Annotated in this window: 19 protein-coding genes and 1 pseudogene; 7 read left to right on the top strand and 13 right to left on the bottom strand. The window is 73.2% G+C overall.

Annotated elements, in window-relative coordinates; genetic code table 11:
• Positions 1–168: 168 nt before the first annotated feature.
• Genes ACFVU9_RS39550 through deoC form a run of 3 tightly spaced genes read right to left on the bottom strand, consistent with a single transcriptional unit; the run spans position 169 to position 3,531 of the window.
• Positions 169–1,071: an aldehyde dehydrogenase family protein gene (locus ACFVU9_RS39550; RefSeq protein ID WP_387601992.1), complete on the bottom strand. Its 903-nt coding sequence runs from the start codon at positions 1,069–1,071 to the stop codon at positions 169–171.
• Positions 1,064–2,539, bottom strand: a complete 1,476-nt coding sequence (locus ACFVU9_RS39545; RefSeq protein WP_380505412.1) for an aldehyde dehydrogenase family protein — start codon at positions 2,537–2,539, stop codon at positions 1,064–1,066. Before ACFVU9_RS39545 ends, ACFVU9_RS39550 begins: the two co-directional genes overlap by 8 nt.
• Before the next feature lie 5 nt (positions 2,540–2,544).
• Entirely contained in the window at positions 2,545–3,531 is a 987-nt protein-coding gene (gene deoC, locus ACFVU9_RS39540) for a deoxyribose-phosphate aldolase (RefSeq protein WP_329927569.1), read from the bottom strand.
• 288 nt (positions 3,532–3,819) lie between these two features.
• On the opposite strand from deoC, the gene ACFVU9_RS39535 reads away from it, so the two are divergent.
• Positions 3,820–4,509 carry a PH domain-containing protein gene (locus tag ACFVU9_RS39535; protein ID WP_380439082.1) on the top strand — a complete coding sequence of 230 codons (690 nt, stop codon included), beginning with the start codon at positions 3,820–3,822 and terminating at the stop codon, positions 4,507–4,509.
• Between the two features lie 129 nt (positions 4,510–4,638).
• On the opposite strand, the gene ACFVU9_RS39530 is transcribed toward ACFVU9_RS39535, so the two are convergent.
• From ACFVU9_RS39530 to ACFVU9_RS39515, 4 genes are all read right to left on the bottom strand, one after another.
• Positions 4,639–4,917, bottom strand: coding sequence for a hypothetical protein (locus ACFVU9_RS39530; protein WP_387601987.1), 279 nt, complete (start codon positions 4,915–4,917; stop codon positions 4,639–4,641).
• Between the two features lie 95 nt (positions 4,918–5,012).
• Positions 5,013–6,737 carry a phospho-sugar mutase gene (locus ACFVU9_RS39525; RefSeq protein WP_380439086.1) on the bottom strand — a complete coding sequence of 575 codons (1,725 nt, stop codon included), beginning with the start codon at positions 6,735–6,737 and terminating at the stop codon, positions 5,013–5,015.
• Positions 6,738–6,890: 153 nt separating this feature from the next.
• Positions 6,891–7,712, bottom strand: coding sequence for a purine-nucleoside phosphorylase (locus ACFVU9_RS39520; protein ID WP_387601983.1), 822 nt, complete (start codon positions 7,710–7,712; stop codon positions 6,891–6,893).
• A gap of 178 nt (positions 7,713–7,890) precedes the next feature.
• On the bottom strand, positions 7,891–8,328 hold the full coding sequence (locus tag ACFVU9_RS39515; protein WP_359972865.1) for a gamma-glutamylcyclotransferase: 438 nt from the start codon (positions 8,326–8,328) through the stop codon (positions 7,891–7,893).
• 78 nt (positions 8,329–8,406) lie between these two features.
• Between ACFVU9_RS39515 and ACFVU9_RS39510 the strand changes: the two genes are divergently transcribed.
• Both ACFVU9_RS39510 and ACFVU9_RS39505 read left to right on the top strand, forming a co-directional pair.
• Positions 8,407–9,861: an NAD(P)H-quinone dehydrogenase gene (locus ACFVU9_RS39510; protein ID WP_380439090.1), complete on the top strand. Its 1,455-nt coding sequence runs from the start codon at positions 8,407–8,409 to the stop codon at positions 9,859–9,861.
• Between the two features lie 236 nt (positions 9,862–10,097).
• Positions 10,098–11,054 (top strand): DeoR/GlpR family DNA-binding transcription regulator, encoded by a 957-nt coding sequence (locus ACFVU9_RS39505; RefSeq protein ID WP_387602008.1) that lies wholly within the window; start codon positions 10,098–10,100, stop codon positions 11,052–11,054.
• Positions 11,055–11,124: 70 nt separating this feature from the next.
• Here the strand turns inward: ACFVU9_RS39505 and ACFVU9_RS39500 are convergent, their stop codons facing one another.
• Positions 11,125–12,900, bottom strand: a complete 1,776-nt coding sequence (locus ACFVU9_RS39500; protein ID WP_380439092.1) for an acetyl/propionyl/methylcrotonyl-CoA carboxylase subunit alpha — start codon at positions 12,898–12,900, stop codon at positions 11,125–11,127.
• Between the two features lie 220 nt (positions 12,901–13,120).
• A complete protein-coding gene (locus ACFVU9_RS39495) occupies positions 13,121–13,870 on the bottom strand; it encodes a hypothetical protein (protein ID WP_380439094.1) in 750 nt (249 codons plus the stop codon).
• A 98-nt stretch (positions 13,871–13,968) separates the two neighbouring features.
• Here ACFVU9_RS39495 and ACFVU9_RS39490 point away from each other — a divergent pair, with 98 nt between their 5' ends.
• Complete coding sequence (locus ACFVU9_RS39490; protein ID WP_387601978.1) at positions 13,969–14,727, top strand: alpha/beta hydrolase; 759 nt, start codon at positions 13,969–13,971, stop codon at positions 14,725–14,727.
• Positions 14,728–14,766: 39 nt separating this feature from the next.
• Here the strand turns inward: ACFVU9_RS39490 and ACFVU9_RS39485 are convergent, their stop codons facing one another.
• The 4 genes from ACFVU9_RS39485 to ACFVU9_RS39470 all read right to left on the bottom strand — a co-directional run bounded on the left by ACFVU9_RS39485 (position 14,767) and on the right by ACFVU9_RS39470 (position 17,709).
• Positions 14,767–15,366 carry a nucleoside triphosphate pyrophosphatase gene (locus ACFVU9_RS39485; RefSeq protein WP_380439098.1) on the bottom strand — a complete coding sequence of 200 codons (600 nt, stop codon included), beginning with the start codon at positions 15,364–15,366 and terminating at the stop codon, positions 14,767–14,769.
• A gap of 152 nt (positions 15,367–15,518) precedes the next feature.
• The gene (gene mmpB / locus ACFVU9_RS39480; protein WP_359972850.1) at positions 15,519–15,644 is read right to left on the bottom strand and encodes a morphogenic membrane protein MmpB; all 126 of its coding nucleotides are present in this window, start codon (positions 15,642–15,644) and stop codon (positions 15,519–15,521) included.
• A 212-nt stretch (positions 15,645–15,856) separates the two neighbouring features.
• Complete coding sequence (locus ACFVU9_RS39475) at positions 15,857–16,078, bottom strand: acyl-CoA carboxylase epsilon subunit (RefSeq protein WP_380498889.1); 222 nt, start codon at positions 16,076–16,078, stop codon at positions 15,857–15,859.
• A gap of 41 nt (positions 16,079–16,119) precedes the next feature.
• Complete coding sequence (locus ACFVU9_RS39470) at positions 16,120–17,709, bottom strand: acyl-CoA carboxylase subunit beta (protein WP_387601973.1); 1,590 nt, start codon at positions 17,707–17,709, stop codon at positions 16,120–16,122.
• Positions 17,710–17,942: 233 nt separating this feature from the next.
• Between ACFVU9_RS39470 and ACFVU9_RS39465 the strand changes: the two genes are divergently transcribed.
• The 3 genes and pseudogenes from ACFVU9_RS39465 to ACFVU9_RS39455 all read left to right on the top strand — a co-directional run.
• A complete protein-coding gene (locus ACFVU9_RS39465) occupies positions 17,943–18,836 on the top strand; it encodes a biotin--[acetyl-CoA-carboxylase] ligase (RefSeq protein ID WP_380439104.1) in 894 nt (297 codons plus the stop codon).
• Positions 18,837–19,007: 171 nt separating this feature from the next.
• Positions 19,008–20,132, top strand: a complete 1,125-nt coding sequence (locus tag ACFVU9_RS39460; protein WP_380439106.1) for an adenylate/guanylate cyclase domain-containing protein — start codon at positions 19,008–19,010, stop codon at positions 20,130–20,132.
• A 368-nt stretch (positions 20,133–20,500) separates the two neighbouring features.
• Positions 20,501–21,637 (top strand): annotated as a pseudogene (locus tag ACFVU9_RS39455) (diguanylate cyclase domain-containing protein); the annotation flags it as partial.
• Between the last annotated feature and the right edge of the window lie 658 nt (positions 21,638–22,295).

The following is a 22,295-nucleotide window of genomic DNA, read 5'->3' as shown; positions in this document are numbered from 1 at the left end:
TCGGCCGGGCGGATGGCGGGGGCCGGCCCCGGCACGGCCGCGAACGCCGACGGACCCGCACCAGGGGGGGAGAGGTGCGGGTCCGTCCTATGACCGTCCGGGCCCTGGGGGGGAGAGGGCACTGGGGACGGCCAGTCTGTGGAGTTGTTACTCGATGTCGACGGAGAGTCAGATCCCCATCGGGTGCCAGACCGTCTTCGTCTCCAGGAAGGAGAGTAGCCGGTCGGTACCGGGAGCATTGGTCCAGTCCTGGGCGAACGGGTCCAGCTCCGGACGGACCACCCGCTTCAGGGTATCCGCGGCGGCGGCCTCCAGGGCGGGCGCCGCGCCGGGACCGTCGGCCGCGATGGCGCCGGTGAGGTCCACGGCGTTGACGTCCTGGTGCGAGGCCAGGGTCGGCGCGATGTCCGCGGTGCGGCCCGAGATGATGTTGACCACGCCGCCCGGGACGTCCGAGGTGGCGAGCACCTCGCCCAGCGACAGGGCCGGCAGCGGGGCGTCCGCGGCGGCGGCGACCACGACCGTGTTGCCGGTGGCGATCGCCGGGGCGATCACCGAGACCAGGCCGAGCAGCGAGTGCCCGTACCCGGCCTGCGGGGCGACGATCCCGACCACGCCGGTCGGCTCGGGGGTCGACAGGTTGAAGAACGGTCCGGCGACCGGGTTGGCGCCGCCCGCGATCTGGGCGACCTTGTCCGTCCAGCCCGCGTACCAGACCCAGCGCTCGATCGCGGCGTCCACCAGCGCGGCGGCCTTCTTCGGGCCGACGCCCTCGGAGACGGCCACCTCGGCGGCGAACTGCTCGCGCCGGCCCTGCAGCATCTCGGCCACCCGGTACAGCACCTGGCCGCGGTTGTACGCGGTGGTGCCGGCCCAGCCCTTGACCGCCGCGCGGGCGGCCAGGACGGCGTCCCGGGTGTCCTTGCGGGTGCCCAGCGGGGCGTTGGCGAGCCACTCGCCCTTTGCGTCGGTCACCTCGTACACCCGCCCGCTCTCGGAGCGCGGGAACTTCCCGCCGACGTACAGCTTGTAGGTCTTGAGGACGTCAAGACGCGCAACGACATCAGACATCGAGGTAGGCCTCCAGACCGTGGCGGCCACCCTCGCGGCCGTAACCCGACTCCTTGAAGCCGCCGAACGGCGAGGTCGGGTCGAACTTGTTGAAGGTGTTGGCCCAGACCACACCGGCCTTGAGCCTGTTGGCCATCCAGAGGATGCGCGAGCCCTTCTCCGTCCAGATGCCGGCGGAGAGGCCGTACGGGGTGTTGTTGGCCTTCGCGACCGCCTCTTCGGGGGTGCGGAAGGTCAGCACCGACAGGACCGGGCCGAAGATCTCCTCCTGGGCGATCCGGTGGGCCTGGCTGACGCCGGTGAACAGGGTCGGCTTGAACCAGAAGCCGGTGCCCGGGAGTTCGCAGGCCGGCGACCAGCGCTCGGCGCCCTCGGCCTCGCCGGCCTCGGTCAGCGCGGTGATCCGGGCCAGCTGCTCGGCCGAGTTGATGGCGCCGATGTCGGTGTTCTTGTCCAGCGGGTCACCGACCCGCAGGGTGCCCATCCGGCGCTTCAGGGCGTCCAGCAGCTCGTCCTGGACCGACTCCTGGACCAGCAGGCGCGAACCCGCGCAGCAGACGTGGCCCTGGTTGAAGAAGATGCCGTTGACGATGCCCTCGACGGCCTGGTCGATCGGCGCGTCGTCGAAGACGATGTTGGCCGCCTTGCCGCCCAGCTCCAGCGAGAGCTTCTTGCGGGTGCCGGCCAGCTGCTTGGCGATCGCCCGGCCGACCGGGGTCGAGCCGGTGAAGGCGACCTTGTTGACGTCCGGGTGCGCGGTGAGCGCGGCGCCGGTGCGGCCGTCACCGGTGACGATGTTGACGACGCCCTTCGGCAGACCGGCCTGGCGGCAGATCTCGGCGAAGCGCAGCGCGGTCAGCGGGGTGGTCTCGGCCGGCTTCAGGACGACCGTGTTGCCGGTCGCCAGGGCGGGCGCGATCTTCCACGCCAGCATCAGCAGCGGGAAGTTCCACGGGATGACCTGGCCGGCCACGCCCAGCGGCTTCGGGTTCGGGCCGTAGCCGGCGAAGTCGAGCTTGTCGGCCCAGCCCGCGTAGTAGAAGAAGTGCGCGGCGACCAGCGGCAGGTCGACGTCGCGGGTCTCGCGGATCGGCTTGCCGTTGTCGATCGACTCCAGCACGGCCAGCTCGCGGCTGCGCTCCTGGATGATCCGGGCGATCCGGAACAGGTACTTGGCGCGCTCGCTGCCCGGCAGCGCCGACCAGTCGGCGAACGCCTTGCGGGCGGCGGCGACCGCGCGGTCGACGTCCTCGTCGGTGCCCTGGGCGAACTCGGCGAGCACCTGCTCGGTGGCCGGGTTGACCGTCTTCAGCGCCTCGCTGCCGGAGGAGTCGACGAACTCGCCGCCGATGAAGTGGCCGTAGGAGGTGGCGATGTCGCCCGCGGCGGCGGGGGACTCGGGGGCCGGGGCGTAGGCGAAGAGGCCGGAGGCCTTCACCGGCTCCTCGATGTTCTTCTTCTTGGCCATGGTGATCAGTCCACCGTCACGTAGTCGGGGCCGGAGTAGCGGCCGGTGGCGAGCTTCTGGCGCTGCATCAGCAGGTCGTTGAGCAGGCTGGAGGCGCCGAAGCGGAACCAGTGCGGGCTCAGCCAGTCGTCGCCGAGGGTCTCGTTGACCATCACCAGGTACTTCATGGCGTCCTTGGTGGTCTTGATGCCACCGGCGGGCTTCACGCCGACCTGGACGCCGGTCTGCGCGCGGAAGTCGCGCACGGCCTCCAGCATCAGCAGGGTGACCGGCGGGGTCGCGTTGACGGCGACCTTGCCGGTGGAGGTCTTGATGAAGTCGGCACCGGCCAGCATCGCGAGCCAGGAGACGCGGCGTACGTTGTCGTACGTCTGGAGCTCGCCGGTCTCGAAGATGACCTTGAGGTGGGCGTAGCTGCCGTCGGCGCGCTTGCACGCCTCCTTGACGGCGACGATCTCGTTGAAGACGTCGAGGTAGCGGCCGGAGAGGAAGGCGCCCCGGTCGATCACCATGTCGATCTCGTCGGCACCGGCGGCGACCGCGTCGGCGGTGTCGGCGAGCTTCACCGGGAGGGCCGCGCGGCCGGCCGGGAAGGCGGTGGCGACGGAGGCGACCTGGATGTCGGTGCCCCGCAGGGCGTCCTTCGCGGTGGCGACCATGTCCGGGTAGACACAGATGGCGGCCACGCGGGGGGTGGACGGGTCGGAGGGGTCGGGGGTCCTGCCCTTGGCGCACAGTGCGCGCACCTTGCCGACCGTGTCCGCGCCCTCCAGCGTGGTCAGGTCGATCATCGAGATCGCCAGGTCGATGGCGTAGGCCTTCGCCGTGGTCTTGATCGAGCGGGTACCGAGGGTGGCGGCACGCGCCTCCAGGCCGACCTGGTCGACGCCGGGCAGGCCGTGCAGGAAGCGGCGGAGCGAGGCCTCGGACGCCGCAACGTCCGCGAGGCCGCTGCCCGCAACGCCGGGGGCATTGGCTGCAACAGTGGACATAGTCACCAGACCAGCATATCTACGCGCGTAGTCGACCGCTAGAGGGCCTTGCTTTCGTGGCCGGACCGAGATCTCGGGGGCGGGGGAGGGGCGCGCGGTGGCGGTGGGAGCGGATGGGGGCGGCTTGGGCGGGGGGAGGGCACGGCCCGGGCGAGAGTCGTGGGCGAGAGAGGGGCGTGCGGGGCCGTTCGGGGGCGCGCAGCCGCCGGCGGGCGGGCCGGGAGCCTCCCCGGCAACCGATGCCCTACCGAGACCTCTTCCCGGGAGGCATGGGGCAGAATCGTCGGCATGACCGATTCCGACGGCAAGCCCCACCAGGGCCCCGCCGCCCCCGACGGGGAACCCGGGTACGCGGACCGCGTGTACCGCTCGGTTCCCGGTGTGATCTCCGGCGTGCTGCTGCTGGCCGTCGCCGCGTGGCTGATCGGCGACGCCGCCCTGAACGGGACCGGGAAGACGCCCGCCGTGTCGCTCGCGGCCGTGCCGGTGTTCGCCTTCCCGGTGATCGCCTACACGCTGCGCCCGGCGGTGCTGGCCAACGACCGGCGGCTGGTGGTGCGCAACCCGTGGCGCACGATCACCGCGCCGTGGGCCGCGGTGGACGCGCTGCGCGCCGGGTACTCGGTCGAGCTGCTCGCCGAGGGCAGGAAGTTCCAGGTGTGGGCCGTCCCGGTGTCGCTGCGCCAGCGCAAGCGCGCCAACCGGGTCCGGGCCCGCGGCGGCGCCCCCGAGCACACCTCCCGGATGGGGATGGTCTTCGGCGGCGGTGGCGGCGCGTCCGCCGGCTCGCCGGTGGCGGGCTCCTCCGACCCGACCCGGGCCTGGTCCGACCAGGTGACCTCGGTGCTCCAGGAGATGGCCGAACGCAACGCCTCCCGTCCGGACGCCGCCGGGCCGATCGTCGTGCGGTGGTGCTGGTGGGTGATCGCGCCGACGCTGCTCGGCCTGGCCGCGCTGATCACGGTGATCGTCGTCTGAGCCCTGTGGTGCGTCGAGCGGCCCGCCGGACTCTCCGGCGGGCCGCTGGTGCGTCCGGCGCCGGAAGTCGGCCCGTCCGGCTTCCCGCGAGCGGGTCGGGGGGCCGGAGCGCGACCACGGGCGTGCCGGTCAGCGGCCCAACTGGGCGGCCAGGACGTCGATGGCCTTCTTCGACTCGGCGAGCCCGGCGCCCGTCCGTTCGCGGTAGACCTTGATCGCGTTGATCAGCTTGCCGCGCTGCACGTACGCGACCACCTCCGGCATCGTCCGGGGGTCGCGGCCCGCCACGGCCGGGGGCAGGCCCTCCGGGCGGGGGTAGCGGATGCCGAAGTGGCCGATGATGGCGTCGAGTTTGGCCTCGATGGCCGCGAGTCGCTGCTCGGTGCTCACCGCGTCGGATGTGTCCATGCGTGGAGCCTATGGCAGCCGGTCGGCCCCGGCGGAGGCCGGATACCGCACGAGCGCCCCCGGCAGGAGGCGCTCGTGCGGTATCCGGGACGGTGTCAGCCGTCGATGCCCGCGGCCACGGCCAGGTCGCGCTTGACGGCGTCGAGCAGCTCGGCGGCCCGCACCCGGGCGCCGGCCAGGTCGGCGGCCGAGGCGACCGGGAGGACGACCTCCAGGTAGCACTTCAGCTTGGGCTCGGTGCCGGACGGCCGGACCACGATCCGCGCGGAGCGGACGGCGTCGCCGGCCAGGTAGTAGCGCAGCCCGTCGGTGGGCGGCAGCTCGGCCGAGCCGGCGGTCAGGTCGTCGGCCCGGGCGACGCTCAGGCCGGCCAGGACGGTCGGCGGCTGCTCGCGCAGGCGGGCCATCGCGGCGCCGATCAGCGACAGGTCCTGCACGCGGACGGAGAGCTGGTCGGTGGCGTGCAGGCCGTGCTCCAGCGCCAGGTCGTCCAGCAGGTCGCTCAGGGTGCGGCCGGACTTCTTGAGGGTCGCGGCCAGCTCGGCGACCAGCAGGGCGGCGGTGATGCCGTCCTTGTCGCGGACGCCCTCGGGGTCGACGCAGTAGCCGAGCGCCTCCTCGTAGCCGTAGCGCAGGCCGTCGGCGCGGGCGATCCACTTGAAGCCGGTGAGCGTCTCGGCGTACCCGAGACCGGCCGCCTCGGCGATCCGGCCCAGCAGGGTGGCGGAGACGATCGTGGTGGCGAAGGTGCCTTCGGCCTTCTTGGCGACCAGGGCCGAGCCGAGCAGCGCGCCGACCTCGTCGCCGCGCAGCATGCGCCAGCCGGAGGTGCCGTTGCCGCTGCCGGCCGCGTTGGCGTTGACCGGGACGGCCACCGCGCAGCGGTCGGCGTCCGGGTCGTTGGCGATGACGATGTCCGGGCCGACCTGGGCGGCGGTGCGGAAGGCGAGGTCCATCGCCCCCGGCTCCTCCGGGTTGGGGAACGCCACGGTCGGGAAGTCCGGGTCCGGCTCGGCCTGTTCGGCGACCACGGTGGGCGCGGCGAAGCCGGCCTCGCGGAAGGCGGCGAGCAGGGTGTCGCGGCCGACGCCGTGCATCGGGGTGTAGACGACGTCGAGGTCGCGCGGGCCGTGCTGGTCGACGATCGAAGCGGCACGGGCCAGGTACGCCTCGATGACGTCCTCGCCGAGCACCTCCCAGCCGTCCTCCGCGCGCGGGACGTCGTCCAGCGAGCCGATCGCGTCGATCTCGGCGGCGATGCCGGCGTCGGCCGGCGGGACGATCTGCGAGCCGTCGCCCAGGTAGACCTTGTAGCCGTTGTCCTGCGGCGGGTTGTGGCTCGCGGTGACGGTGACGCCGGCGGCGGCGCCCAGGTGGCGGATCGCGAAGGCGAGCACCGGGGTGGGCAGCGGGCGGGGCAGCAGCGCGGCGCGCAGGCCGGCGCCGACCACGACGGCGGCGGTGTCGCGGGCGAAGTCGTACGACTTGTGGCGGGCGTCGTAGCCGATGACGACGAGGTCGCCGAGGCCCTGCGCCTTCACGTACGCGACCAGGCCGGCGGCGGCCCGGATGACGACGGCGCGGTTCATCCGCATCGGGCCGGCGCCGAGTTCGCCGCGCAGGCCGGCGGTGCCGAACTGGAGCCGGTCGGCGAAGCGCTCGGTGAGCTCGGCCCAGGCGAGCTTGCCGTCCTCGTCGGCCGCCGGGTCCTCGGCGCGCGCCAGCAGCGCGGTGAGCTCCTCGCGGGTCTGCGGGTCGGGGTCCTCGGCCAGCCAGGCCCGGGTCCGGGCGATGAGGTCGGGGTTGGGTGCCTGCGTCATGGCGGCTGCTCCATCGGGAAGTACGTCGGTGTGTCGGCCGGAGGGTTCCGCAAAGAAGGTGTGCGCATGCGGACGGGGCCCGCGGGCGGGTGTGATCAGCGGGATCACGGCCGCCCGCGGGCCCCGTCGTTCATGATTGTGCGCCGTGCGGGGTCAGATCCGCTCCAGGACCTTGCTCAGCAGCTCGCCCATGCGCTCGGCCGAGGCCTTGCCGGCCTCCAGGACCTCTTCGTGGTTGAGCGGCTCGCCGGTGATGCCCGCGGCCAGGTTGGTGACCAGCGAGATGCCGAGCACCTCGGCGCCGGCCTCGCGGGCGGCGATGGCCTCCAGGGTGGTGGACATGCCGACCAGCTCGCCGCCGATCACCCGGGCCATGTTGACCTCGGCCGGGGTCTCGTAGTGCGGGCCGCGGAACTGCACGTAGACGGCCTCGTCCAGGGACGGGTCGACCTCGCGGCACAGGGCGCGCAGGCGCTTGGAGTACAGGTCCGTGAGGTCGACGAAGTTGGCGCCGACGATCGGGGAGTCCGCGGTCAGGTTGATGTGGTCGCTGATCAGCACCGGCTGACCGGGGACCCAGCCCTCGCGGAGACCGCCGCAGCCGTTGGTCAGGACGACGGTCCCGCAGCCGGCCGCGGCGGCGGTGCGCACGCCGTGGACCACGGTGGCCACGCCGTGGCCCTCGTAGTAGTGGTTGCGGCCGAGGAAGATCAGGGCGCGCTTGTCGCCGATCTTCACCGAGCGGATCTTGCCGGCGTGGCCGGCGACGGCGGGGGCGGGGAAGCCCGGGAGCTCGGTGACCGGGAACTCGGCCACGGTCTCGCCGAGGGCGTCGGCGGCCGGCACCCAGCCGGAGCCCATCACCAGGGCGACGTCGTGGCGCTCGGCACCGGTCAGCTCGCGCAGGCGCGCGGCGGCGGCCTGGGCGGCGGCGTAGGGGTCGGCGGAGACGACCGACTGAGGAGTAGCGTTCACGGATCCGAGGATAGACGGGAATCGGCTACGCGCGTAGAAAATCCGGCGCGGCTTGCCGGATCGTTACCCGGTTGACCCGAAAGCACAGCTCGGTGCCGCTTTTCGGGTGACCGGCCTCGTCGGTATCGACAGTTCCGCACCGCCCTCCGGTGGTCCCCGGGGTGTCCCGCGCGGCGGGTCAGCAGGGCCGGCGGCGGAGGTCCATCACGTAGTCGTCCGGGGCGCCGGCGCTCTCCGCCGCGTCGGCGATCAGGCCGAGGTAGCGGGCCGCGGGCAGGCCGCCCTCGTAGTCGTTGAGGACGTACGTCCAGACCGGGATGTCGCCGTCCAGGGTGTGCGCGCGCAGCCGGATCTTGCGGTAGATGCCGAGCTGGACGCCCTCCCAGCGGTCCAGGCCCTCCTCGTCCATCGGCGCGATCTCGTAGAGGGAGACGAAGACCTGGTCCTTCTCGTCCTCGACGACGGTGGCCAGCGAGCCCTCCCAGCCGAGCTGTTCGCCGCCGAAGGTGAGCCGCCAGCCGTCCAGCCAGCCGGTTCCGCGCAGCGGGGAGTGCGGGGCGCGGCGGGTCATCTGCCGGGCATCGAGGTTCGTGGCATACGCGGCGTAAAGGGGCATGCGGGCCAGACTACGGCGACTGGGGGATCGCACAGAAGCCCGTACCCCGGCGTGGCAGTGCTCTGGGCGTGCGGGACAATGGTGAGCGTGACTCGGATCGTGATCATCGGTGGCGGACCCGGCGGCTATGAGGCGGCTCTCGTCGCCGCTCAGCTCGGCGCGGAGGTGACCGTCGTCGACCGCGACGGTCTGGGCGGATCGGCGGTGCTCACGGACTGCGTTCCGTCGAAGACGCTGATCGCGACCGCGGAGGTGATGACCACCTTCGACAGCTCCTACGACGAGCTCGGGATCACCGTCGCCCGGGACGGGGCCGCGCGCGAGCACGGCGACAAGGTCGTCGGCGTGGACCTGGGCAAGGTCAACCGCCGTGTGAAGCGACTGGCGATCGCCCAGTCCCACGACATCACCCAGTCGGTCACCCGCGCCGGTGTCACCGTGCTGCGCGGCCGGGGCCGGCTCGGCGCCGGCGGGCAGGCCGTGGACGGCTCCCGCGAGGTGCTCGTGGACGCCCCCGACGGCACCGTGCACTCGCTGCGCGCCGACGCGGTGCTGATCGCGACCGGCGCCCACCCGCGCGAGCTGCCGGACGCACAGCCGGACGGTGAGCGGATCCTGACCTGGACCCAGGTGTACGACCTGGAGGAGCTGCCGCGCGAGCTGATCGTGGTCGGCTCCGGTGTCACCGGCGCCGAGTTCGCCGGTGCCTACCAGGCGCTGGGCTCCAAGGTGACCCTCGTGTCCAGCCGCGACCGGGTGCTGCCGGGCGAGGACCCGGACGCCGCCGAGGTGCTGGAGGACGTCTTCCGCCGCCGCGGCATGAACGTCATGGGCCGCTCGCGGGCCGAGAGCGCCAAGAGGATCGGCGACCGGGTCGAGGTCACCCTCGCCGACGGCAAGGTGATCGAGGGCACGCACTGCCTGATGGCGGTCGGCTCGATCCCCAACACGGCCGAGATGGGCCTGGAGGAGGCCGGGGTCAAGCTCAACGACTGGGGCCAGATCCAGGTCGACCGGGTCTCGCGCACCAGCGCCCCGGGCGTCTACGCGGCCGGCGACTGCACCGGCGTCTTCATGCTCGCCTCGGTGGCGGCCATGCAGGGCCGGATCGCGATGTACCACGCGCTCGGCGACGCGGTGCAGCCGCTCAACCTGAAGACCGTCGCCTCCAACGTCTTCACCGACCCGGAGATCGCCACCGTCGGCTACACCGCCGCCGACGTGCAGTGCGGCAAGATGGACGCGGTCGAGGTCAAGCTGCCGCTGCGCGGCAACCCGCGGGCGAAGATGCAGGGCATCCGGGACGGCTTCGTGAAGCTGTTCTGCCGTCCGGGCACCGGCATCGTGGTCGGCGGCGTCGTGGTCGCCCCGCGCGCGAGCGAGCTGATCCACTCGATCTCCCTCGCGGTGGACGCCAATCTGACCGTCGAACAGGTGGCCAGCGCCTTCACCGTCTACCCGTCGGTGTCCGGCTCGACCGCCGAGGCCGCCCGGCAGCTGCACATCCGCAAGCGGGCCGAGGGCGAATCCTGAGCATCCGGCGCACAGTTGGGGGCGGTCACCGATCGGTGGCCGCCCTTTTCGCGCGCGCGGCCCTCACCCGGACGGCGGGCGCAGTCCCGGGTCATTGACGGCGCGTATTGTACGGTCACGCGCCGCTCGTGCGTGAGCATTTCCCGCTACTAGCTGCAAACGCCTGAAAGCAGACGGTCACGCAGGTTACCGTCGGTTCTGTGTTTGCAGCAGAACGTCGCCAGTTGATCCTCGAAATGGTGCGCGCCAACGGAGCGGTCTCGCTCCGGGAGTTGGCCCGCGTCGTCCAGACCTCCGAAGTGACCGTGCGCCGGGACGTACGGGCGCTGGAGGCAGAAGGGCTCCTCGACCGCCGGCACGGCGGCGCGGTGCTCCCCGGCGGCTTCAGCCGCGAACCCGGTTACCCGCAGAAGACCCACCTCTCCGCGGCCGAGAAGAGCGCCATCGCGGACCTCGCCGCCGGGCTGGTGGAGGAGGGCGACGCGGTCGTCGTCGGCGCCGGCACCACCACCCAGGAGCTGGCCCGCCGGCTCGCCCGGGTGCCCGGCCTGACCGTGGTCACCAACTCGCTGCTCGTCGCCCAGGCGCTGGCGCACGCCAACCGGGTGGAGGTGGTGATGACCGGCGGCACCCTGCGGGGCTCCAACTACGCGCTGGTCGGCAGCGGTGCCGAGCAGTCGTTGCACGGGCTGCGGGTGTCCAAGGCCTTCATCTCCGGTAGCGGGCTCACCGCCGACCGCGGGCTGTCCACCACCAACATGCTGTCCGCGAGCGTGGACCGGGCGCTGGTGCAGTCGGCCGCCGAGGTCATCGTCCTCGCCGACCACACCAAGCTCGGCGCGGACACCATGTTCCAGACCGTGCCCACCGAGACCATCACCCGGCTGGTCACCGACGAGCACGCGACCTCGGACGACGCCTCGGCGCGCGAGCTGGACGCCCTCGCCGACTGCGGGGTGCAGATCGACCTGGCGCCGCTCGGCGCCGCCCCCAGCGGGGACGCCCCGGTGCACGGCACCGGCAGCGGGCCCGTCCACCAGACCCAGCCCGGCTCGCTGCCGCGCCGGGCCGCCCCGCCGCCCGGTGGCGCCCCGCTGCCCGGCCAGCGCCGGCCCGGGGCGCACGGCGGCCCGGCCGGGCCGGGCGGGATGCAGGTCCGGCTGGCCGAACTGGGCGTCCCGCGCGGGCGGTGACACCTGCGGGTGAAACGCGACCGGTCCGCACACCCGCGGGGGGCGTACGGACCGGTCGGTTGACGGAGTGTCAGTCCTTGATCTCGCAGAGCGCGGCGCCGCTGCTGACGCTCGCGCCGACCTCGGCCTTGAGACCGACGACGGTGCCGGCCTTGTGGGCGTTGAGGGGCTGCTCCATCTTCATCGCCTCCAGGACGACGATGAGTTCGCCCTCGGCGACGACCTGGCCCTCCTCGACGGCGACCTTGACGATCGTGCCCTGCATCGGCGAGGCCAGCGTGTCACCGCTGACGGCCGAGCCGGCCTTCTTCGCGCCCACCCGGCGCTTGGCCTTGGCCGCACCCGTCGCGCCCGCGGCGGGGGCCGCCGAGACGCCGAGGGAGGACGGCAGGGAGACCTCGATCCGCTTGCCGCCGACCTCGACGACGACGGTCTCGCGGCCCTCGGCCTCCTCGCCCTCGCCGGGCGCGCCGGCGAACGGGGGGATGGTGTTGTCGAACTCGGTCTCGATCCAGCGGGTGTAGATCGTGAACGGGCCCTCGCTGCCGTGCACCTCGGGCGCGAACGCCGGGTCGGTGACGACGGCCTGGTGGAACGGGATGGCGGTGGCCATGCCCTCCACCTTGAACTCGTTCAGCGCGCGCCGGGCGCGCTCCAGGGCCTGCTTGCGGTCGCGGCCGGAGACGATCAGCTTGGCCAGCAGCGAGTCCCAGGCGGGGCCGATGACCGAGCCGGTCTCGACGCCCGAGTCCAGGCGCACGCCCGGGCCGGACGGCGGGGCGAACAGCGTCACCGTGCCGGGGGCGGGCAGGAAGCCGCGGCCCGGGTCCTCGCCGTTGATGCGGAACTCGAAGGAGTGGCCGCGCACCTCGGGGTCGCCGTAGCCGAGCTCCTCGCCGTCGGCGATGCGGAACATCTCGCGGACCAGGTCGATGCCGGTGACCTCCTCGGTCACCGGGTGCTCGACCTGCAGACGGGTGTTGACCTCCAGGAAGGAGATCGTGCCGTCCAGCGCGACGAGGAACTCGCAGGTGCCGGCGCCGACGTAGCCGGCCTCCTTGAGGATGGCCTTGGACGCGCGGTACAGCTCGGCGTTCTGCTCGGGGGTGAGGAACGGCGCGGGGGCCTCCTCGACGAGCTTCTGGTGGCGGCGCTGCAGCGAGCAGTCGCGGGTGGAGACCACCACGACGTTGCCGTGCTTGTCCGCCAGGCACTGGGTCTCGACGTGACGCGGGTTGTCGAGGTAGCGCTCGACGAAGCACTCGCCGCGGCCGAACGCCGCGACGGCCTCGCGCACGGCCGATTCGTACAGCTCGGGGATCTCCTCCAGCGTACGGGCGACCTTGAGGCCGCGGCCGCCGCCGCCGAAGGCCGCCTTGATCGCGACCGGGAGACCGTGCTCCCGGGCGAACGTGACGACCTCGTCCGCCCCGGAGACCGGGTCGGGGGTGCCGGCGACCAGCGGGGCACCGGCGCGCTGCGCGACGTGACGGGCGGTGACCTTGTCACCGAGGTCGCGGATGGCCTGCGGGGGCGGGCCGATCCAGGTCAGACCCGCGTCGAGGACGGCCTGGGCGAACTCCGCGTTCTCCGACAGGAAGCCGTAACCGGGGTGGACCGCGTCCGCGCCCGAGTCCTCGGCGGCCTTCAGGACCTTCGCGATGTCCAGGTAGCTGGTGGCCGGGGTGTCACCGCCCAGCGCGTAAGCCTCGTCGGCCGCGCGCACGTGCAGCGCATCCCGGTCCGGCTCGGCGTAGACGGCGACGCTGGCGATACCGGCGTCCGAGCAGGCCCGGGCGACGCGGACGGCGATTTCCCCGCGGTTGGCGATGAGCACCTTGCGCACTGTGGCTCCCTTCTTGAACCTCGTTGAGTTTATGGATTCCTGGGCAGTACCGGCGAGTAGCCCCAGGTTGTGAACTATCCCACACGGACGGTGATCTGTTTCGCGGGCCGGTGGACGGCCTCCCGGACGTCCGCGCAGGTGGGGCGGCCGGGGCGGGCGCGGCCCGGTGACGGCGCGGTCGTGGCGCGGCGGCGTGGCGGGCCGGTGGGCTTGGCCACACTCACGCGGTGGCCGGGGTCCGGGCGCTCCGGCGCAGGGCGTCGGCGGTGACGTCGGCGGCGACTTCGACGACATCGGGGCCGTAGGCCTTGGGGTTGACGACCTTGAGGACCAGCACGAAGGAGCCGTCCTCGGTGTGCCGCCGGGCGAGCTTGCGGTGGTTGGCGACCAGGTGGCGGACGGCGGCGTGGTTGGAGACGGCGGTCTGGCCCGCGACCAGGAAGGTCGGCCGGTCGCCGGCCGTCGGGTGCAGCCGGGCGAGCAGGGCGAAGGAATGGCCGCCGCCGGGCTCGGTCTCGTCCTCGTGCCGGAACTCCGTGCTGCCCACGGTCAGCACCGGCACGTGGCCGCCCGGGGCCGGGACGTACTCGACCCCCGGCAGCCAGGACGCCAGGTGGGCCGCCGTCCGTTCGTTGCTGCTCGGGCCGCCGATGCAGAACTCGCCCTTATCCCCGAGGCCCTGGCGGACCTCGTCGTGCGCCACCAGCTCGGCCCGTGCGCCGCACTCCTTGACCAGCGCGGCCAGCTCCATCAGGGCGTACACGTCGTTGCGCGCGACGCTCCTCGAACTGGGCGCGGAGGCGTGCCGGTTCACCACGATCAGGCACTCGCCGCCGGCGGGAAGGCCGAAGAAGGCCCGCACCCGCTCCACCCTGCGGCGTCGCCGCAGGGCCTGGGCGAGCCAGCCGAGCCCGGCGCTGATGGCGCTCGCCACCAGGCCCAGTACGACGTTGAGCACGTTGTCGGTCATCGGCGCCGTCCCTCCCCGTTCGAAACGGCGGACAGCCTAGCCGGGGGCGCCCGTCCGGACCATTGACGGTGCAGCGGGAGGTCCCTAGCGTTCGCCAAATGACGGTAAAGACGGGGAAGTTGGGTGTCGCGGCGGCCGTACTGGCGGTGCTCGTGGCGGCGGGGTGCCAGAGCGTGGGATCGAGGGTGTCGCCCAGTGCGCCGACCTCGACGGCGGATCCGGCGCGAAGATTCGGGTGCCTCACCGAGGAACAGAACCGGACGGGCAGCATCAACGTGCCGGCCGTGTCCGGGGTGCGGCCCGGGTACTTCCAGCAGTCGGACGCCGGAACGGCCAAGGTCGCGCTGTTCTTCTCGCACCAGCTCGGCGGTTCGATCTGCGACTGGGTGCCCTACCTGAAGGCCTTCACCGCGGCCGGGTACGCCGTGCTCGCCACCGAGGAGCCGGGCAGCCCGGCGCGGGACGTCCCGGCGGCGCTGACCTGGCTGGGCGGGAAGGGCATCACCAAGGCGGTCCTGATCGGCGCCTCCAAGGGCGGCACCGGCTCGCTGGAGGCCGCGGCCGAGCGGTCGACCCCGCTGCCGGTGGCGGCGGTGGTCTCTCTGAGCGGCCCGACCAACTACGAGGGGGACCGCGCGCTCGTCGCGGTGGCGAAGATCAAGGCCCCGGTGTTCTTCGCGGCGGAGCAGGACGACTCGCCGTTCGCGGGCGACGCCAAGGACCTGTACGCGACCTCGGTGTCGCCCGCGAAGACCCTCAAGATCTACCCGGGCTCCCGGCACGGCGCCGACCTGCTCGCCGACGGCGCCCTGAACGACGTCCTGGCCTTCCTGGCGCAGAACGTCCCGGCACAGTGAGTGCGGACCGGCCGGTGGCCCGGAGGTCCGCCCGGGCCGTCAGACCCAGAGGTCGACCAGCCGGACGCCGAGGTCGGCCAGCAGGGTGCGCAGCAGCGGCAGCGAGAGGCCGATGACGTTGCCCGGGTCGCCGTCGATGCCCTCGATGAACGGTGCGGAGCGGCCGTCCAGGGTGAACGCCCCGGCCACGTGCAGCGGTTCGCCGGAGGCGACGTAGGCGGCGACCTCGGCGTCGTCCGGGGTGCCGAAGCGGACGGTGGTGGAGGCGGTGGCCGAGGCCTGCTCGCCGGTCACGGTGTCGATGACGCAGTGGCCGGTGCGCAGCACGCCGGAGCGGCCGCGCATCGACTGCCAGCGGGCGAGCGCGTCGGCGGCGTCGGTGGGCTTGCCGAGGGCCCGTCCGTCGAGCTCCAGGACGGAGTCGCAGCCGATCACGAGCTCGCCGCCGGTGAGTTCGGCGGCGACCGCCTTGGCCTTGGCCTCGGCGAGGACGAGGGCGAGTTCGGCCGGGGTGGCGGCGGTGATGGCGTCCTCGTCGACGCCGCTGACCACCACGCGCGGGTCGAGGCCCGCCTGGCGCAGCAGCCCGAGGCGGGCGGGGGAGGCGGAGGCGAGGACGAGGGCGCGCTGGTCGGTCATGCCCACCAGGGTAGGGGGTCGTGGTGTCGGCCGTTCGGGTGAACGGTGGTCTCCGCAGGGTCTCCGGGGGCTGCCCGCGGGCTCTCCGCGAGGCTCTCCGCGAGGGTTCGCGCGAGGTCTTCGCGGGAGGTCTTCGCGGGGCGCCGCGGTGGTCACAGCAGGAGCAGCACGGCGATCACGAGGAGGTAGGCGGCGAGCACACGGCCGGCGCGGTGCAGTTTCTCCTGCACCCGGCGGGCCTCGGGGGAGGGCTCGTCGCGGGGGTCTGACCAGAGCACCCTTCCAGGGTGCGCCGCGGGCCGGGCGGGGCGCCTGAGTATCCGTACTCAGGTTCCGGGCGATTCGGGCCGGAACTCCGGGCCGGAACCTCGAGCCGGTCCTTCGGGCCGGAACGGAGCGCCTGTGGCAAGGGGCGGAGTGCTCGCGACAAGGAAAGGAGTGGGAAGTCGGCCCGGCCGACTTCCCCCTCCTCAGGGTGTGCTGCGCGTGCTCAGCCCGCCCAGCCGGAGGTCCGCCAGGCGTTGACGCCGGGACGGACCGCGGGGCGGTGCAGACGGGCGCGGTCGTTCCACGGGGAGGCCGGGCCGACGCCCGCCCGGCGCGCCGCCTCGGCGGCGGCCTGCGCGGCGGCGGCCCGGGCCTGGACCACCGCCAGGACGGTGGCTAGCTCCTCGGGGGTCGGCTGCCCGTGCAGCACGTGGATCGGGGCCATGGCTCAATCCTCTCGCTACGGCCTTGTTCTGGGCAGTGGACCTACAGGGGGATGTTGCCGTGCTTCTTCGGCGGGAGCACCTCGCGCTTGCCGCGCAGCGCCCGCAGGCCGCGGACGATGTGGCGGCGGGTCTCGCTCGGCGCGATCACCGCGTCCACGTAGCCGCGCTCGGCCGCGAGGTACGGGTTGAGCAGGGTGTCCTCGTACGAGGCGATGAGCTCGGCCCGCTTCTCCTCGGCGGTGCCGGCGGCCTCGGCCTCGGCGATCTCGCGGCGGTGCAGGATGTTGACCGCGCCCTGCGCGCCCATGACCGCGATCTGGGCGGTCGGCCAGGCCAGGTTGAGGTCGGCGCCGAGGTGCTTGGAGCCCATGACGTCGTAGGCGCCGCCGAAGGCCTTGCGGGTGATCACGGTGATCAGCGGCACGGTGGCCTCGGCGTAGGCGTAGATCAGCTTGGCGCCGCGGCGGATGATGCCGTCCCACTCCTGCTCGGTGCCGGGCAGGAAGCCGGGCACGTCGACGAAGGTCAGCACCGGGACGTTGAAGCTGTCGCAGGTGCGGATGAAGCGGGCGGCCTTCTCGCTGGCGTTGATGTCCAGGCAGCCGGCCAGGTCCATCGGCTGGCTGCCGACGATGCCCACCGACTGGCCCTCGACCCGGGCGAAGCCGGTGATGATGTTGCCGGCGAACAGCGGCTGGGTCTCCAGGAACTCGCCGTCGTCGACGATGTGCTCGATCACCTTGCGCATGTCGTACGGCTGGTTCGCCGAGTCCGGCACGATCGTGTCGAGTTCGAGGTCCTCGTCGGTGATGTCGAGGTCCGCCTGCTCGGGGTAGGACGGCGGGTCCGAGAGGTTGTTGGAGGGCAGGTACGAGAGCAGGCTCTTGACGTACTCGATCGCCTCCTTCTCGTCCGTGGCCAGGTAGTGCGCGTTGCCCGACTTGCTGTTGTGGGTGCGCGCGCCGCCCAGCTCCTCCATGCCGACGTCCTCGCCGGTGACGGTCTTGATGACGTCCGGGCCGGTGATGAACATGTGCGAGGTCCGGTCGGCCATCACGACGAAGTCGGTGATCGCGGGGGAGTACACCGCGCCGCCGGCGCAGGGGCCCATGATCAGCGAGATCTGCGGGATCACGCCGGAGGCGTGCACGTTGCGGCGGAAGATCTCGCCGTACAGGCCGAGCGAGACCACGCCCTCCTGGATCCGGGCGCCGCCGGAGTCGTTGATGCCGATGACCGGGCAGCCGGTCTTCAGCGCGAAGTCCATGACCTTGACGATCTTCTCGCCGAAGACCTCGCCGAGGGAGCCGCCGAAGACGGTGAAGTCCTGGGCGAACACGGCGACCTGGCGGCCGTCGACGGTGCCGTAGCCGGTGACCACGCCGTCGCCGTACGGGCGGTTCTTCTCCTGCCCGAAGTTGGTCGAGCGGTGCCGGGCGAACTCGTCGAACTCGACGAAGGAGTCCTCGTCCAGCAGCTCCGCGACCCGCTCCCGGGCCGTCAGCTTGCCCTTGGCGTGCTGCTTCTCCACCGCCTTGGCGGAGCCGGAGTGCACCGCCTCGTCGATCCTGCGCCGCAGGTCGGCGAGCTTGCCCGCGGTGGTGTGGGGGTCGTACGGGGCCTCGGTCATTCCGGTGGCTCTCCCTGATCCTGGGCCGCGACCTGTTCGAGTGCGCGCGGACCGGAACGGGGGCCCGCACAGGAGGGCAGGGCGGCGCTGCGAACTACCGTTGGGTAGCGTAGCCAGCACGGAGGGCCAGACGTAACGCCCGGCCGTTATGGTCAGCGACACAGTTTTGTTGACGGCCGTTCTGCGGCACGATGGGACGGCGTGGGCCGTCGGGCCCGTCTAGGGTCGTTCCCATGAGCGCACCCGAGACCCCCCGCCGCAGTGGACTCCGCGGCTTCGGCCACGCCGGGCCGTCACCGTGGACCGACCTGGACCGCCCGCCGCTGGACGAGGACGCGCTGCGCCGGGACCTGGTGCTCCCGGGAGGGCTGTGGACCTCGCTCGACGTCGTCACCGAGACCGGCTCCACCAACACCGACCTCGCCGCCCGCGCCCTGGCCGGTGCGCCGCAGGGCGCCGTCCTGGTCGCCGAGGCGCAGAGCGCCGCGCGCGGGCGGCTGGACCGGCAGTGGACGGCGCCGCCGCGCTCGGGGCTGTTCCTCTCCGTCCTGCTGCGCCCCGAGGAGGTGCCGGTCGAGCGGTACGGCTGGCTGCCGATCCTGGTCGGCGTCGCCGTGGCCAGCACCCTGGACCGGGTCGCCGGCGTCGAGGTCGGGCTGAAGTGGCCCAACGACCTCCAGGTCGAGGTCGACGGCGCCGAGCGCAAGCTCGGCGGCATCCTGACCGAACTGAGCGGCGGCGCCGTCGTCGCCGGGGTCGGCCTCAACGTCACGCTGCGCGAGGAGGAGCTGCCCGTCCCCACCGCCGCCTCGCTCGCCCTGGCCGGCGCCGCCGTCACCGACCGCTCCACCCTGCTGCGCGCCCTGCTGCGCGAGTTCGCCGAGCTCTACGGCGACTGGACGGCCGCCGCCGGCGACCCGCACGCGAGCGACCTGCTCCGCGCCTACGTCGACCGCTGCACCACGCTCGGCCGCCAGGTCAAGGTGCACCTGCCGGGCGACACCGAGCTCACCGGGGAGGCCGTGGCGATCGACGGCGACGGGCGGCTGGTGGTTCGTACGCCGGAGGGCGCGCGCCGTGCGGTGGGCGCGGGGGACGTCGTCCACGTGCGCCCCGAACCCCGCTGAACGGCATCTTCACCTCTCCTTGACCCGGGCGGATGCCCCGGATCACGCGATTCCGTGCGAACATTCCACCTGGCAGCGGTGTGAGGCGCGCCACTGTCCGCCCGGGTGGCGGGCGGGCGCCCGGACAGGTAGGACACGAGGCAAGTGCGGCGACCGCACGGGGACGGACCGGTGGCAGAGGACGGCAGCAACGGCGGGACGGCGGACAGCCACGACCAGACGGTCGCGCTCGAACTCGAACGCCTGATCCTGGACGCACCGCGCCGCTACACCCCCTACCAGGCCGCGAGGGCCGCCGACGTCCCGATGGAGCTGGCCACCCGCTTCTGGCGGGCGATGGGCTTCCCCGACATCGGACAGTCCCGGGCCCTCACCGACGGTGACGTGATCGCGCTGCGCCGGCTGGCCGGACTGGTCGAGTCCGGCCTGCTCAGCGAGTCGATGGCGATCCAGGTGGCCCGCTCCACCGGGCAGACCACGGCACGGCTGGCCGGCTGGCAGATGGACACCTTCCTGGAGAACCTCACCCAGTCCGTCGAGCCCGGCCTCACCCGCGCCGAGGTCGCCTACCCACTGGTCGAGCTGCTGCTGCCCGAGCTGGAGCAGTTCCTCGTCTACGTCTGGCGGCGCCAGCTGGCCGCCGTCACCGGGCGGGTCGTGCAGGCCGCCGAGGACCACGAGATCACCAGCGGCCGGCTCGCCGTCGGCTTCGCCGACCTGGTCGGCTTCACCCGGCTCTCCCGGCGGCTGGAGGAGGAGGAACTCGGCGAGCTCGTCGAGACCTTCGAGAACACCTGCTCCGACCTGATCGCCGGGCAGGGCGGCCGGGTCATCAAGACCCTCGGCGACGAGATCCTCTACGTCTCCGAGGACCCGGTGACCGCCGCCGAGATCGCGCTCGGCCTGATCGACGCGCTCGCCGAGGACGAGACCATCCCCGCGCTGCGGGTCGGCATGGCCTTCGGCACCGTGACCTCCCGGATGGGCGACGTCTTCGGCACCACCGTCAACCTGGCCAGCCGGCTCACCTCCATCGCGCCCAAGGACGCCGTGCTGATCGACGGCGAGTTCGCCGCCGCGCTGGAGCAGAACGGCAGTGTCGCCCCGCCCGACGCGGACGGGCCCGGCCTCGCCGAGGCGCTCTCGGCCGCCGCCGGGATGCCCGCCTCCGGGCTTCCGCTGCCCTCGCCGGACTCCGGGCACCGCTTCCACCTGCAGCCGATGTGGCGGCGGCCGGTGCGGGGGCTCGGGCTGGTCGAGCCGTGGCTGCTGTCGCGGCGGCTCAAGCCGGAGTAGGCGACGGGAGTCGGGGCGGCCGGCCGGGGTGGCCGGGGGCCGGGCTGGGGTCTGGGGCTTGGGGCCGGGCTGGGCTCTGGGGCTTGGGGCTTGGGCTGGGGTCTGGGGCTGGGGCCGGGGGCTTGCCGTCGAACGGGCGACCGGTGTGTGGGTCGAAACGGGGCATAACCGGGTGAAGTCGCCATAGTCTTGGTGCAGCGGCCGGTACGCGTGCGGCTGCCCTCGGTAGGACCGGGCACAGGGAGCGGGGCGAGCCGGTGAGCAGTGAGGCGACCATGACGGACCGCGGCTGCGACTGCGACGCCTCCGGGCGGCCCGCCGCCCTGCCCGACCTGCGACTGCAGTCCGTGGTCGAGCTCGCCCAGGACATGGCCGGGGCGCTCACCCCCCTGGAGGCCGTCCGCGCCGCCGCCGCCCGCGCCACCGAGGCGCTCGGCGCCACCATGGCCGCCGTCTCCGTCTGGGACCGCGAGTCCGGGCGGCTGCGGGTCCTCGTCAACCACGGCGACCTCGCCCCCGGCGAGGAGGAACAGCCCGAGGACGAGTCCTACCCCGTCGCCGACTTCCCGGAGATCGTCACCTATCTGGAGGAACGCTGGGCCACCGGACGGCTGCCGCGCGCCTGGCTGCAGACCGCCGAGAACAGCGAACCCCACGCCGGTCACGTGCATCCCACCGCCGGCGCGTACTGCCAGGAACGCGCCGCGGCGCTGCGTCGGCGCGGGCGGGGCTGCTGCGTCGTCGCGCCGATCGTCCTGCACGGGCAGGCCTGGGGCGAGCTCTACCTGGCCCGGGCCACCGGGATGCCCGAGTTCACCGAGGCCGACGCCGACTACGCCACCCTGCTGGCCGCCCAGGTCTCGGCCGGGCTCGCCCAGACCGAGCGCCTCGCCGACCTGCGCAAACTCGCCTTCTCCGACCCGCTCACCGGTCTCGCCAACCGGCGCGCGGTGGACGCCCGGCTGGAGAGCGCCCTGGAGGCGCACAACCGGGACAACACCGTCGTGTCGCTGGTCGTGTGCGACGTCAACGGCCTCAAGCGGGTCAACGACCAGCTCGGCCACGAAATGGGCGACCGCCTGCTGGAACGATTCGCCCACCAGCTGTCGCTCGCCGCCGCCAAACTGCCCGGCAGCCTCGCGGCCCGGCTCGGCGGCGACGAGTTCTGCCTGCTCGCGGAGGGCCAGAAGGCCGACGAGGTCGTGGCCGTCGCCGAGGAGCTGTGCGCGCGGGCGCTGGCGCTGTCCGAGGGCGAGGGGGTGGCGTGCGGGGTCGCCTCGACGGGGGATTCCATCGGGCCCGTCACCACCCCCGACCGACTCTTCCGGCTCGCCGACGCCGCCCAGTACCGGGCCAAGGCCGCCCGCGCCGCCCACCCCGTCGTCGCCGGGCGCAGCCACGGGCCCGGCTTCTCGCCCGACCCCACGGTGCTGCTGGCCGACGCCGCCGACCCCCACCACCGGGCGGACGGGCGCGGGCGGCCCGGCGGGCGGATCGGCAACGGCGACCGGCGGCGGTTCCGGGGTGCCGCGCACAGCGCCGACCCCGGGCAACTGCTCACCGCCGTCCTGTCCGCCCTCGACCAGCACGGCGCCGCCCGCGCCGTCCACAGCGCCGACACCCTCGGCAAACTCGCGGTCGTCGCCGAGGCCGCCGCCCGGCTGCTGGACGCGGTGGGGTGGTGGGTGTCGTACGTGCCGCCGGGGTCCCAGCTGATGCGGACCGCCCAGCACGCCGTCTACCGGATGACCAGCGGGCCCAGCAGCACCCGTGCCGAGACCCAGCGCGCCCAGATCGAGGCCCCGGACGCGGTCTTCGATCTCCGGCACTACCCGATGACTCGACGGGCCGTCCGGGGCGGTGCGTTTGCCCTCCGGGCGGGGGCGGCCGGCAACGACCCGGCGGAGGAGGCGATGCTCGTCGTCTCCGGCTACCGCGGGATGGTCGCGGCGGGTGGGCAGAATCCGGCGGGTGGCTGGCTCGTGGAGCTGTTCGCGGATGATGCGACGCTTCCTCTGGGGCAGGCGGCTTGTGTGATGCGGGCGTTGGTGGCGGTGGCGCTTTCGGGGCCGGCTTCGCCGCCGGGGGTTTGAGGGTTCCGCTGCGCGGGGCTTGGGGTGCGGGGTGGGCTTTCGGGTGGGTGGGGGTGCCGGGGGTGGCTGC

The sequence above is a fragment of the Kitasatospora sp. NPDC057936 genome (assembly GCF_042887525.1).
Classification (GTDB): Bacteria; Actinomycetota; Actinomycetes; order Streptomycetales; family Streptomycetaceae; genus Kitasatospora.
The sequence above is the reverse complement of the archived record's forward strand: the minus strand, read 5'-3'. Positions and strand labels throughout refer to the sequence as shown.

Excerpts from the sequence above, each read along its gene's own strand:
- ACFVU9_RS39530 (WP_387601987.1), bottom strand. The coding sequence starts at position 4,917 with ATGGACACATCCGACGCGGTGAGCACCGAGCAGCGACTCGCGGCCATC.
- ACFVU9_RS39525 (WP_380439086.1), bottom strand. The coding sequence starts at position 6,737 with ATGACGCAGGCACCCAACCCCGACCTCATCGCCCGGACCCGGGCCTGG.
- ACFVU9_RS39475 (WP_380498889.1), bottom strand. The coding sequence starts at position 16,078 with ATGGCCCCGATCCACGTGCTGCACGGGCAGCCGACCCCCGAGGAGCTA.
- ACFVU9_RS39510 (WP_380439090.1), top strand. The coding sequence starts at position 8,407 with ATGGTGAGCGTGACTCGGATCGTGATCATCGGTGGCGGACCCGGCGGC.
- ACFVU9_RS39515 (WP_359972865.1), bottom strand. The coding sequence starts at position 8,328 with ATGCCCCTTTACGCCGCGTATGCCACGAACCTCGATGCCCGGCAGATG.
- deoC (WP_329927569.1), bottom strand. The coding sequence starts at position 3,531 with ATGTCCACTGTTGCAGCCAATGCCCCCGGCGTTGCGGGCAGCGGCCTC.
- ACFVU9_RS39495 (WP_380439094.1), bottom strand. The coding sequence starts at position 13,870 with ATGACCGACAACGTGCTCAACGTCGTACTGGGCCTGGTGGCGAGCGCC.
- ACFVU9_RS39535 (WP_380439082.1), top strand. The coding sequence starts at position 3,820 with ATGACCGATTCCGACGGCAAGCCCCACCAGGGCCCCGCCGCCCCCGAC.
- ACFVU9_RS39485 (WP_380439098.1), bottom strand. The coding sequence starts at position 15,366 with ATGACCGACCAGCGCGCCCTCGTCCTCGCCTCCGCCTCCCCCGCCCGC.
- ACFVU9_RS39490 (WP_387601978.1), top strand. The coding sequence starts at position 13,969 with ATGACGGTAAAGACGGGGAAGTTGGGTGTCGCGGCGGCCGTACTGGCG.
- ACFVU9_RS39505 (WP_387602008.1), top strand. The coding sequence starts at position 10,098 with ATGGTGCGCGCCAACGGAGCGGTCTCGCTCCGGGAGTTGGCCCGCGTC.
- ACFVU9_RS39550 (WP_387601992.1), bottom strand. The coding sequence starts at position 1,071 with ATGTCTGATGTCGTTGCGCGTCTTGACGTCCTCAAGACCTACAAGCTG.
- ACFVU9_RS39465 (WP_380439104.1), top strand. The coding sequence starts at position 17,943 with ATGAGCGCACCCGAGACCCCCCGCCGCAGTGGACTCCGCGGCTTCGGC.
- ACFVU9_RS39545 (WP_380505412.1), bottom strand. The coding sequence starts at position 2,539 with ATGGCCAAGAAGAAGAACATCGAGGAGCCGGTGAAGGCCTCCGGCCTC.
- ACFVU9_RS39470 (WP_387601973.1), bottom strand. The coding sequence starts at position 17,709 with ATGACCGAGGCCCCGTACGACCCCCACACCACCGCGGGCAAGCTCGCC.